The organism is Streptococcus mitis, assembly GCF_003942965.1.
GTDB lineage: Bacteria > Bacillota > Bacilli > Lactobacillales > Streptococcaceae > Streptococcus > Streptococcus mitis_BH.
Genome location: NZ_RJOG01000022.1, coordinates 1 through 13094 on the forward strand (window position 1 = coordinate 1; position 13094 = coordinate 13094).

General features: G+C 39.9%; 9 protein-coding genes, 1 tRNA gene and 1 pseudogene. All 11 read right to left on the reverse strand.

The features are described from left to right. A pseudogene (locus D8837_RS09615) lies at positions 1 to 285 on the reverse strand (hypothetical protein); the annotation flags it as partial. 126 nt (positions 286 to 411) lie between these two features. After that, a complete protein-coding gene (locus D8837_RS07300) occupies positions 412 to 1338 on the reverse strand; it encodes a bifunctional riboflavin kinase/FAD synthetase (protein WP_125456629.1) in 927 nt (308 codons plus the stop codon). 143 nt (positions 1339 to 1481) lie between these two features. Beyond that, complete coding sequence (gene smc, locus D8837_RS07305) at positions 1482 to 5021, reverse strand: chromosome segregation protein SMC (protein ID WP_125456630.1); 3540 nt, start codon at positions 5019 to 5021, stop codon at positions 1482 to 1484. Further along, a complete protein-coding gene (gene rnc / locus D8837_RS07310; RefSeq protein ID WP_000661487.1) occupies positions 5012 to 5710 on the reverse strand; it encodes a ribonuclease III in 699 nt (232 codons plus the stop codon). Before rnc ends, smc begins: the two co-directional genes overlap by 10 nt. A 183-nt stretch (positions 5711 to 5893) precedes the next feature. Then, a tRNA-Arg gene (locus D8837_RS07315) sits at positions 5894 to 5965 on the reverse strand. A 66-nt stretch (positions 5966 to 6031) separates the two neighbouring features. Next, complete coding sequence (locus D8837_RS07320; RefSeq protein WP_042751268.1) at positions 6032 to 7018, reverse strand: GMP reductase; 987 nt, start codon at positions 7016 to 7018, stop codon at positions 6032 to 6034. A gap of 173 nt (positions 7019 to 7191) precedes the next feature. Beyond that, entirely contained in the window at positions 7192 to 8511 is a 1320-nt protein-coding gene (locus D8837_RS07325; protein WP_185755690.1) for an McrC family protein, read from the reverse strand. Beyond that, a complete protein-coding gene (locus D8837_RS07330; protein WP_125456632.1) occupies positions 8495 to 10138 on the reverse strand; it encodes an McrB family protein in 1644 nt (547 codons plus the stop codon). Before D8837_RS07330 ends, D8837_RS07325 begins: the two co-directional genes overlap by 17 nt. A 160-nt stretch (positions 10139 to 10298) precedes the next feature. Continuing rightward, on the reverse strand, positions 10299 to 11078 hold the full coding sequence (locus D8837_RS07335; protein WP_125456633.1) for an L-threonylcarbamoyladenylate synthase: 780 nt from the start codon (positions 11076 to 11078) through the stop codon (positions 10299 to 10301). A gap of 27 nt (positions 11079 to 11105) precedes the next feature. Further along, positions 11106 to 11699: a 3-isopropylmalate dehydratase small subunit gene (leuD, locus tag D8837_RS07340; RefSeq protein ID WP_049510536.1), complete on the reverse strand. Its 594-nt coding sequence runs from the start codon at positions 11697 to 11699 to the stop codon at positions 11106 to 11108. Between the two features lie 9 nt (positions 11700 to 11708). After that, on the reverse strand, positions 11709 to 13091 hold the full coding sequence (gene leuC / locus D8837_RS07345) for a 3-isopropylmalate dehydratase large subunit (protein WP_049510537.1): 1383 nt from the start codon (positions 13089 to 13091) through the stop codon (positions 11709 to 11711). Between the last annotated feature and the right edge of the window lie 3 nt (positions 13092 to 13094).

A 13094-nucleotide genomic window follows, 5' to 3' on the forward strand; every position in this document is an offset into this window, starting at 1 on the left:
CTTGTTTTAGTTCAGGTGAATAGTAACAATTCTTTCCTTTTTTGACGAACTCCATTCCGTAACGATCAATCAATTTAATCATGTACCTAAGATTAGAATTGTTTATCCCAAATTTATTTGAAAGCTTCTCTATGCTATATCCTTGTTTTCGTAACGATCAATCAATTTAATCATGTACCTAAGATTAGAATTGTTTATCCCAAATTTATTTGAAAGCTTCTCTATGCTATATCCTTGTTTTCTAAGTTTATAGATCTGAACTTTATCATCATAAGTTAATTTCATAATAAAAACACCCCAAAAGTTAGATTTTTTCTGTCTAACTTTTGGGGTGCAGTTCAAAAGGGCTACTTTTTCTATTTAGAAATAAGAATCTAAAGTATGGGTAATTTTATATAAAACTCCGATTTCCTACTCAGCATCCTTCCAATTCCGAGCAATTTCTTCATCCTTCTGGAGTTGGTCTACCAGTTCTTCAACGGAGTCAAATTTGACCATTTCTCGGACACGGTCTAGCCAGTAAACAATAACTGTTTCACCGTAAATGTCGTCTGAAAAATCAAAAATATTGACTTCAAAACGTGGCTCTTCTCCATCAAAAGTAACATTTTTCCCGACACTCGCCATTCCACGATATCTTTTACGTTGCACTTCGACATCGACTACGTAAACACCATCTGCTGGCATATAGGTTCGATCTCTTAAAACTAGGTTTGCTGTTGGATAACCGATAGTCCGTCCACGAGCATTACCATGAACAACCATTCCACGTGACGGTAGAGGAGTTCCAAGCAAATGACCAGCTTCCCTGACATCCCCATCAAGAATAGCTTGACGAATACGAGTAGAACTAATTTTCCCCTTTTCATCCTCAACAGGAGGAACAATGATGATTTCTCCATCAAAATAGTCCTTCAAATCATCCGCAGTTTTCTTATCAGAACCAAACGTGTAATCAAATCCCGCTACAATAATCGCTGGTTTTAATGCTCTAACATAGGTATCAAAGAACTCTTGACCCGTTAAACTAGCAAATTTACTACTAAAGTCAAGTAGGAAAAGAGCCTCTACTCCATGCCATTTCATCTTATGTTCTCGTTCTTCATGGCTGACAATATGAAGCATTAATTCTGGCTTGTAAGGCTGTAAGGCGAGCTTCGGAGACTCTGTAAAGGTCATCACGACAACTGGAAGATAATCTTTCATAGAAGCCTTGTTAGCTACTTCAAAAAGTTTCTGATGCCCTTTATGAATACCGTCAAAATAGCCTAATACAAGAACTGTTTTATCAGGTACTGCGATGTCTTTTTCATTTTTTATAGGTACTGTTGTAATCATGAAACTATTATATCATAGAGAAAGCCTTTTCGCTAAAAGGAAATCCCAAATGTCGTTTTTTGCCCCTGAACTGACCTTAAAAAACTTTTCAAAATGTTAGTTTAAAAAAATAGCACCTCCTAAGAGATGCTATCGTTTGGTAACTAGTCTACTGTTTCTTCCATATCTTTTAACTTAACTGAAACAATCTTCGAAACACCTGATTCCTGCATGGTCACTCCATATATGGAATCGGCTGCTGCCATGGTTCCCTTACGGTGAGTTACGACGATAAACTGGCTGTCCTTATCAAAGCGGTTGAGGTAATCGCCAAAGCGTTTAACATTGGCTTCATCCAGTGCAGCCTCTACCTCATCCAAGATAACAAACGGGATAGTCTTAACTCGAATAATAGAGAAGAGCAAAGCAAGAGCTGATAAGGCTTTTTCACCACCACTCATGAGGTTAAGAGACTGAATTTTCTTACCTGGCGGTTGGACAGAAATCTCAACCCCAGCTGTTAAAAGGTCGCCCTCAGTCAAAATCAAGTCTGCTTGACCTCCACCAAACATCTGCTTGAAAGTCACTTTAAAGGACTCACGAATGGCCTCAAAGGTTAATTTAAAGCGTTCCTTGACCTCATCATTCATCTCTGTGATGGTTTCTAGGAGCAGGTTTTTCGCTGACAAAATATCATCTCGCTGGCTATTTAGGAAATCCAGACGATTGTGAACTTCTTCGTACTGGTCAATAGCTTCCAAGTTGACCGGACCCAGTGAACGAATAGCCTTCTCTAAGTCCTGCACCTCTTGCTCTGCCAGATTGAGATTTTCCAACTCATGCGCCTTTTCTAGAGCTTCAGTATAGCTAATCTGATACTGGTCTGTTAATTGACTTTGTAGATGGCGCAAGCGCTCGCTAACCTTTTCTTTCTTGGCTTCAGCACGAGTTTGCTTGCGAATCCACTCTTCATTCTGCTGGCGAGCCTGATCCAAATGACTGGCAATATCATCCAGCTGACCTTCCATATCATCCAACTCAAACTGCTTGCGAATCAAACCTTGTTGGAGATTTGTTTTCTGAGTTTTGGCTTCTTCAGCCTGCTGACTGAGCAAATCCGTATCAACTTTCTCAAGATTGTCAACCTTTTCTTGAAGAAGGCGCTGGATTTCCTCTTGTTCGATATTCAGGTTGTCCAATTCCTTGCCTAAACGCTCAATATCAGCTATTTCATAACGTTTTTGCCCTTGCAGTTCTGTCTTAATCAAGCGAGCTTGCGCTACCTCTTCCTGCAAGTTTTGATAGCGTTCTTGGATGGCGTTTTTGTTAGACTTAATCTCTTCAATCTCAGCTTCCAGATTTTGCTTGTCGCTGGCGATAGTAGTAAGGCGCTCTTGGCATTTTTCCTTATCCGCTTGCCAATCTCCCTCAGAAAGACGATTTAATTCCTCTTCTTGGAGTTTCCAAAGAGTTTCCAGTTCATCAACTTGCTGACTGGTCTGCTGATAAGCGAGGGACAAGCCCTGCTCCTGAATACGAGCCTGCTCACCCTGAGATTTGATTGCTTCTAATCTTTCTGTCAATCTAGCCATCTCATCTTGCAAGTTCTTCAAACTCGCTTCATCTGTACGCAAGCTTGCTTCTTCTTTAGCAATTTCTTTTTGCAATTGCTCCAGCTCTGGCTTGATGAAAATACTGTTATTCTGGCGATTAGCACCACCTGCATAGGAACCACCTGTGCGCAATTCTGTTCCGTCCAATGTTACCATACGAACCTGATAACGAACGTGACGAGCTGCTGCACGCGCATGTTCCACGGTATCAAAAATAGCCGTCGTAGCTAGCAAATTCTTAAAAATAGCTTCCAGTCTAGTGTCGAATTTCACCAACTCATCTGCCATCCCAAGGAAACCTGGGCTTGCAGCAATAGCATCTTGATTCTGACTAGAAATCATACGCGCCTTGATCGTTGTCAAAGGAAGAAAGGTTGCACGACCGGCTCTGTTGCGTTTGAGGAAATCAATAGCCTTAGTCGCCGCGTTCTCATCTTCCACAATAATATGCTGGCTACTTGCCCCTAAGGCAATCTCTAGGGCAGTTTGATAATGTACATCAAAGGTCAGATGCTCACTGACTGCCCCAATAATCCCACCAATGCGATCTTTTTCTTGGAGAACACTCTTAACACCTGCATAAAAGTTACTATGATTTCTCAGGATATTTTCCAAACTCTGGGCTCTAGCCTGCTTGTTTTTGAGATTATCCAGACGGTCAAATAGTTGACTTTGTTGAGCTTGATAGGAAGATTTCTGCTCCTCTTGCTCCTTGGCAATAGCTTGATAGTCGGTCAATAATTTTTGAACCTGCTCCTTGGCAGTTTCAAGCTCAGCCTCTTGCTGACTAGCCTTCTCTTTAGCTGATGCCAGCTGTTCTTTCAGCTTTTCTAGTTGATCTGCTTGTTTTTGAGTAAGCTGACGGCTATTTTCCAACTCGTTTTCGATACGGGTCAACTGGTTTGAGACATCCGCTTCTTCTTGTAAAAGCGCCACAAAACGTTCACGTAATAGCTCAATCATCTGATCAGGATCATCTGAAAAAGCCAGCAATTCAGCTTCTAAACGATTAAGTTTTTGATTATTTTGGACTAGATTTTCTTCTAAGAGAGCTAAAGAGCTTTCCTTATCAGATTTTTCTTTGCTGAGTGAATTTCTCTTATCTTCCAAAGCAGCCAAACGAGCTTGTGCTTCCTGTTGATTCAGGGCTACTTGCTCAGATTCTAATTTCGATAGGGCTAATTTTCTCTCTAAATCACTAATCAGACTGGTCAAATCCATCAAACTGCCTTGGTCTTTGGCCATTTCAGCCTGTAAATCTTGGCGTTGCTTTTTAAGAGTTTGATTTTCCTCTTCTAATTGTTCACGCTTTTGGTAGTAGCTTGTCAAGAGTTCCTGAACCTGAGCCAACTCTTCTTCTGTCGACTCTAGTTCTGCCTTATTTTCCTTGATTTGAGCAACAAGAACATCCAAGTAAATGGCCTTACGTTGACCTTCCAAGTCTAAAAACTTACGGGCATTCTCAGCTTGCTTCTCAAGAGGCTTGATTTGATTATCCAACTCGTAGATAATGTCTTCAAGACGATCCAGATTATCCTGAGTTTGCTGCAGTTTGCTCTCTGTCTCTTTTCTACGAGTCTTGTATTTCAAAACTCCAGCAGCTTCTTCAAAAATAGCTCTGCGTTCTTCAGGCTTGGAGTTGAAAATCTCCTCAACCTTCCCTTGGGAAATGATAGAGAAGGAATCTCGTCCCAAACCTGTATCCAAGAAAAGATCATGAATATCACGCAGACGGACTTTCTTACCGTCAATCTTGTATTCGCTATCTCCGCTACGATAGATATGGCGTTCTACCCTGATTTCTTGGCCTGCATCCTTGATAAATCCGTCATGATTATCCAAAGTCACAACTACAGAAGCATAATTGAGCGGTTTGCGACTTTCAGTTCCAGCAAAGATGACATCCGGCATCTTGCCACCACGGAGACTCTTGACACTAGACTCCCCCAAGGCCCAACGAAGACTTTCTGTAATATTCGACTTTCCAGATCCATTGGGCCCAACAACTGCCGTCACACCTTGGTCAAAGACGACCTTAGTCTTATCAGCAAAAGACTTGAATCCCTGAATTTCGATTTCCTTTAAATACATGAATCCAGCCCTTTCTCAACGGCATTTTTGGCAGCTTCCTGCTCTGCTAATTTCTTAGAACGACCTTGACCTTGACCAATGCTCTTACCTTCGACAAGAACTTCTACATCAAAGACCTTATCGTGGGCAGGACCCGTTTCAGAAATCACCTGATAACGAATAGCCACATCGCCATTGACCTGAAGTAACTCTTGGAGATGGGTTTTGTAGTCTGTAATCATCTCAAATTCGCCTGCTTCAACCTTAGGAATCATGACTTGATAGATAAATTCCTTGACTTTGGCCACATCCTTGTCCAAAAGGAGGGCACCAAGAAAGGCCTCAAAGGCATCACCAAGAATGGTATCACGATTGCGACCACCAGATTTTTCTTCCCCCTTACCCAGCTTGATAAACTGATCAAACTGACAATCACGCGCAAAACCAGCTAAACTCTCCTCGCGGACAATCATGGCACGGAGTTTAGACAAGTCACCCTCAGGCTTTTTAGGATATTTTTTATACAGATATTCTGAAATCAATAACTGTAGAACAGCGTCTCCTAAAAATTCCAAGCGTTCATTGTGTGAAATTTTTAAGAGGCGGTGCTCATTGGCATAACTCGTATGAGTAAAGGCAGTTTCCAGTAAATTTTTGTCTGCAAATTCGATTGCAAAATGGTTCTTTAGTACAGTTTGTAATTCTTTCATACCAACCTCTTTCTAACTGATAACAGTCCTTTTTATTATATCAAAAAAAGCCCCCTGAGTCACTTTAAAACGGGACTGGAGAGCATTTGGGCATTCTTTAAAAAGAGATTTTCAGTTTTAAGGGCCAATTTAGGGCTGTGTAAAGAAAAAAGCCCTATTAAAGGCTTTTTTAGGATGTTTACATCCACCCTGAGGGAATCGAACCCCCATCTCAAGAACCGGAATCTTACGTGATATCCATTACACTAAGGGTGGAAACTTGTTTTATTATAACAGAAATTTGCTTTAATAACAAGTTTTTTTCTAGTGAGATAGCCCGTCTTAGTGGGAAGCATCCCCATTCCAGATAGAGTTTTTCACGATCACATAATCAACGTGTTTAAGGTCAGCAACCTGACGTCCACCTGCATAGGAAATAGCACTTTGAAGGTCTTGTTCCATCTCAGTTAAAGTGTCTTGCAGATGACCTTTGGCAGGAAGCAAGATACGTTTGCCCTCCACATTTTTGTAAGCACCTTTTTGATATTGCGAGGCTGAACCGTAATATTCTTTGAACTGTTCACCATCGACTTCAATCGTTTTCCCTGGACTTTCGATGTGTCCTGCAAAGAGGGAACCAATCATGACCATGCTGGCACCGAAACGGATAGACTTGGCAATATCGCCGTGAGTACGAATTCCTCCATCAGCGATAATCGGTTTACGAGCAGCCTTAGCACACCAGCGTAGAGCAGCCAACTGCCAACCACCTGTACCAAAACCAGTCTTGACCTTGGTGATACAAACCTTACCAGGACCGATTCCAACCTTAGTCGCATCCGCACCAGCATTTTCCAATTCACGTACAGCTTCTGGTGTTCCCACATTTCCAGCAATGACAAAAGTTTCAGGTAATTCTTTCTTGATGTGTTGAATCATAGAAATCACGCTATCTGCATGACCATGAGCAATATCAATCGTGATGTATTCTGGAGCATCAGCCTTGAGTTGGCTAACGAAATCATACTCATAGTCCTTAACACCGACAGAGATAGAAGCAATGAGCCCTTGATCGTGCATTCGTTTAATAAAAGGAATGCGTCCTGCTTCATCAAAACGGTGCATAATGTAGAAGTAGCCCCCTTTAGCCAGTTGCTCTGCTACATTTTCATCCAAAATCGTCTGCATATTAGCTGGCACAACAGGTAGTTTAAAGGTGTGATTTCCTAGCGTGACACTTGTATCTGCTTCTGCACGGCTTTTAATGACACATTTATTTGGAATCAATTGAATATCTTCGTAATCAAAAATTGGAAATTCATTTAACATATCGATGTCTCGTTTCTTTTGTAATGACCTACCTATGCTCTCGCATCACTACGCCTTTTCCGACGTTTCCTTAATTTATTATAAACTAAAGTACAGTTTCTGTCAAATAATTTCACAAATTAAAATATATTGTTCGGTTTTTATTGTGTAAATAATAAAAGAAAGAGGAGAGATTATTTTCTCCCCACTTCGTTAGCAATATTCCTTTTAAATATTTCTTCGGAGTTTTCCAGCATTTCACAAAATTCACTATAAGATGAAGACTCCTGAGGAATTTGGATAGACCATTTCTTCAACAAAGCTCCATAACCTGCTAGCTTTCCTATCTCATTATCAACAACCTTGTCCTTGCTCGGAAAAACAAGACCAGCCTTCTCAGCTTTCAAAATATAAGAATAGGAAATCAGCTGGAATAAATCCTCACGGTTGATTCCTTTTTCAGTCAATTCCAGTTTTTTATACTTAGCATCTAATACTATTTTAAGCTCTTCTTGATAAAAATCTGGATATACTTTTCTTTCTTGACTAGAAAATACTGAAATTCCGTCCGTCTTATCTTTATTTCGTGGATGGATGAACTCTTTTGGCAACAAGGTATGGACATACTCTTCCCAAAGCCAGGCAACATCAAAAAGAATACCATGAATTTTTTGATCTTGATATCCTAAACCGTGCTTTTCTTGGTTTAGGATCATCAGACAAAGTTCTTGTAACTTTCTGTACTCGTGAAAGTATGCATGACGTATCGGTTTAGATTGATTTACCCTAATAATCTTAGCACGATCAGCTAGTTTATAAGAGGGCGTTACACGCACGATTTCAGCTACGTTTTCACGACTAGTTGAGAGATTATCTAGTACCCCTTGACCAATGCTTTTCTGGTTCTTAATGTATTCAATAGTGTGACGGACCAACTGCATGAGGGGATTATCATAGGTGAACTCTCTCGTTGTGTAGGCAATATTTCCCGTGAAAGGAAGATTTTTCTTGAGATGATTTCTTACATCAATCACTCCCTTAACATGACTGTCATTATGAGAAAATCTCTGGTATTCCTTATAAAGACCTTTTCGAATAGCAGCTTGAAGATACTTGGGGAAGAGATAGATCAAAAGTTGATATAGCTTATCTTCACGCGACAAAGCTACATCTAAACTAGTAAGATTGATATGAAGAACCTTTTGTAAAAGATAATGCAAAAAATGATCATTGCTCTTATCAGAAAAGCGAGAAGATATCGTTAATCTTTCCTGACCATAGCCCAGAAAACCAATTACATTTCCTGTCTTAATTTCCTGATTGACCGTTTCAAAGATTTTTTGGTCCTTTTCTAAGTCAGGAGAATTCTTCAAATCATTTGGAAAAATGAAAACACGTTCATCTTGGGATAGACTTTCCAAGGTTCTGTCTAAAAGAAGATTGCTTAGTTTAGGATATTCTTCAACAAATTCTTCTTTAACAATCTTGTGTTGATTATCAGTGATTCGCATCATCGTTTTCATCGCCTTCATTGTCATCAGCTACTGCCTGATCTTTTTGCTCATTCTTTGTCAGATCGAATGCTTTTTTCAATGTTTCTAGAGTTTCAGCTTCTTCATAATAACCACGTACATAATCTTCCAAAAGTGGTTTGAGATAATCAGACCAGAGTAATTCATAGTCAAAATCTACATCATTCAAGTTAAGAAAATAACTTGGTCCGATATGATAATGACTGTTTAACTCCTGAACATTTTCGATAGCAGCATTTAAGTTTCTAAGACGAAGTTTTGCTTCTTCTGCATTGTCTTTGAGTTCTTTATCTAGCATTCCTAACTGACTTTCAGCTGTTATTTCTACAAAACGGAAGCGACGACGCATTGCAAAATCAAAGGTGTCCACTGAGCGATCAATATCATTCATGGTTCCGATAATATAGACATTGTCAGGGATATAAAATTTCTCATCAGTTTCATGTAAATTAGCATATTGGGTAGATACACTTCCCTTTTCACCACGATAGCCTTTATCAATTGAGAAAAAGAGTTCTCCAAAAATCTTAGAAATCTCACCACGGTTGATTTCATCGATGATGAAGACGAATTTATCTTTTCCTCCGGTTTTCTTAACGTCTCTAGCTTTCTGACAAAATTTCTTAAAGATTCCATCTACTAGCTTAAACTCAATGGTACCATCTCCATTAGATACTGGTCTCAATCCCTCTACAAAATCCGTATAGTCATAAGATGGGTGAAACTGTACAAAGCCGATTTGATCTTTGTTGCCATCTGTTAATTCGTTTGCAATATCAATAGCAAGGTGTGTTTTTCCTGTACCAGGTGCACCACGAAGGATGAGATTTTTAGATTTTTTTAGAATATCACTATATGACATTTGATTTTTTTCTCTTTCTTGTTTATTAATATCATTATTATCGTTATTATTGTTATTATTCATCGCCTCGACATATCTATAAATAGAATAAGATAAAATAACTTGATCTAAATTTGGCACCTTTTCATCAATATATTTAGTAATTTCATGATTTTGAGCATATACATCATCCTTCTTCGGTAATAATTGATTAAAAATGTTTTTATATTTATTTCCATTATTAAAACTAAAATAGCTACGTTTCCCATGAATCCCTTCATTCGAATTTGAATATATACTCAAAAGTTTAATAATCATTGCCGAACAAGAAAAAAATCGATTTGTGCTTTTAATTTTATCAAATTCAAGATTAATTCCTTTTTGAAGGATATCAACTAAATCCTCTCTCAATTCATTAAAATAAATAGTTGCAGCCTCTTCTTCAATTGTGTCTTCGTATTTACCATTTTTTATTTTATAGTCATTTTTATCCTTATTTTGTGAAATCAAAAATTTTTTTGCCGAAGTACCACCACCAATACTCATGTACAAATTTGAATATTTTCCTCCCGTGTTAATATCTTTACACAACTTTATATAATTATCTAACGATATGTTTTTCAAGCTCTCCATAGGCCAATCATTTAAAAATTTCTTTAATAATTCTTGACTATTCGTACAATCATCTTTTAATTTATTTTCAAAATTCTTTCTTTCCTTGATTAACCATTCACAAAAATTATCTAAGCTCACATTACTATAATTCATCTTTACATCACCTTCATTTTTATTGTTTAAGGAGTACGTATTCTATTAGTACCAACTACTCTTATAGCATATCATATCTATAAAAAAAGAAAAGAATTTCTAAAGAAAAGCCTAGTGTAGAGTGGGGTATTCCCTCATAACACTAGACTTCTTTTTTATCTTAATAATACTCACCCTGACGGTAGTCCCATGAGTTAAAGGTATCTGACAGGTGCATCATAATCTTATCAATGTCAAGCCCTTTACGGATCACAACTGGAGCTGGTGAAGTTGAACGTGCTCCTCCTTGTTCAGGAATTAGTTTGCCGTCTTTATCTACCATAGATACCATCACACCTTGCTCGTAGCGTGTTTCAATCGTTTTGTCAGGCTGGATTGATGCCACATAGTCGTCTGCCTCGATAACAAGGTCAACTGCTCCTTCGATGCGTTCTCCGATTCCTTCTACCTTACCACGGTTTCCTTTTCCAGATGGGTTTGCAGATGAGGCATAGACCATCTTGCCTTCTTCCCAAAGTTTGGCAGCTAATTGTTCACCAGCTTTCCCGAATTTGATAACAAAACAGCTAGTACCACGCACATCAGTCATAAGTTCTTCACGGCTATCACCATACGCTTTAAGTTTTTCAAATGCTTCTGGTTTCCAAGGAAGGATACAACCAAGGAGAATGTCTTCATCCCAATGTTTTTGGTAAAAGGCTTCAATTTCTGGATTAAGTTGTGCTAAAGCGCGAAGCTCGTCCATGCTACCACAAAGTACAACACCTGGTTTATTACGGTTACGTTCTTTGGCTGCGAACTTGCGTTCAAGACCAGCCTTGTCACTAGTCATGATGATGTAACCAACTTTTGTAGGACAAACGATACATCCGCCCTCACCTTTTAAAATGTCATAGCCTTCTTGTGAAAGTGTTCCGTTCCATTGAATGTGTTTTGTCATAGTTCTATTTCCTTTTCTATTTTTCTTCTAATCCTGCCAGTAGTCTGGTCGTTGTTTTTCATAAGCAGCAATCAAGTCTTCATACTGCAAAGTAATACCGATATCATCCAAACCATTTAAGAGCTTGTGTTTCCATTCGCTATCGATTTCAAAAGTGAATTCTCCAACTGGTGAGATGATTTTTTGTTGTTCCAAGTCCACAGTTACCTGGTCACTTGGTTGTAGCTGAGCTAGTTTCTCTCGAACCTCTCTGGGCTGAACAATGGGCAACATGCCATTATTGAGTTCATTATTGTAATGAATATCACCAAAAGACCCCGCAATCACGACTTTAAAACCATAGTCAGCTAGGGCCCAAGCTGCGTGTTCCCTCGAAGAACCTGCCCCAAAGTTATCCCCTGAGATGAGTATAGTTGCTTTACGGTATTCAGGTCGGTTAAAGACAAAGTCTGGATCCTCAGTATACTTGTCATCCAAATAACGCCAAGCATACATGAGGTACTTACCAAAGCCTTTTTTATCAATCAGCTTGAGAAACTGCTTGGGTAGGATTTGGTCGGTGTCGATGTTATCATTCATGAGAGGAACGGTCGTTCCCGTATAAACTGTAAATTTCTCCATATCCTCTCCTTACTGGGCTTCTGGCATTTGCCGAACATCTACGAAACGCCCTGCAATAGCTGCCGCAGCTGCCATAGCTGGACTACAGAGATGAGTCTTAGCACCAAAGCCTTGTCTATCTTCAAAGTTTCGATTGCTGGTTGAGGCACAGTGGACACCATCAGGTACCTTGTCAGGATTCATCCCTAGGCACATAGAGCAACCTGGGTCTCTCCACTCAAAGCCAGCATCTAGAAAGACCTTGTCCAAACCCAACTTCTCAGCAGCTCGTTTGACAGGACGAGAGCCTGGAACTACAATTGCTGTTAGATTGGGAGCAATTTTCTTTCCTTTAACAAATCGCGCAGCTAGTTGTAAATCGCTGAGACGAGCATTGGTACAAGATCCGATAAAGATATAGCCCAGTTCAATATCTGCCGGCTTTTGACCTGGTTCCAAGTCCATGTAATTGTAGGCGCGCTCATCATTCATATCCTTAATTTCTGGGAAGCTACTGTCAAAGTCAACCCCCATAGCAGGATTGGTGCCCCAGGTCACCATTGGAGCCAAGTCTGAGACATCCATCTGGATAACCTTATCGTAAACAGCATCCTCATCACTGACAAGGGTTTTCCAATCCGCCACAGCCTCTTCAAAGTTCTCTGGAACACATTCTCGTCCCTTGAGATAATCATAGGTAGTTTGATCCGGATTCATGATTCCCATCTTGGATCCAAACTCGATGGACATATTGCAGATGGTCATTCGCTCTTCCATGCTCAGTGCATCAATCGCTTGTCCCCGATATTCCACCACATAGCCAACGCCGCAAGCAACGCCGTACTTGGCAATCAAGGCGAGAATGTAATCCTTAGAATAAACTCCTTTTTGACGAACACCAGTGAATTCCACCAGCATTTTCTTGGGTTTGACCTGCCAGAGGGTCTGTGTCGCAAAGACATGTTCGACCTCACTGGTCCCAATCCCAAAAGCGATAGCTCCGAAAGCTCCATGGGTTGCTGTATGACTGTCTCCACAGACAATGAATTTTCCTGGTTGGGTCCGTCCAGTTTCTGGACCAACCATATGAACAATCCCCTGCTTTTCAGAACCGTGGGCCGCATGTTCAACCCCAAACTCCTCAACATTTTCAGCTAGCTTATCAATTTGTGCTTTAGAAATCACATCTCGAATATCGTAGATATTGACCGTCGGGACATTGTGGTCAAAGGTTCCAAATGTCAAATCTGGTCGTCTCAATCTGCGACCTGCGTCTCGCAATCCTTGAAAAGCCTGTGGACTGGTCACTTCGTGAATATAGTGCTGGTCCACATACATGAGTTGGGGCTGCCCCTCTTCACCTGTGATGACATGGCGGTCCCATAATTTATCAAAAATCGATTTTCCTGCCATCCA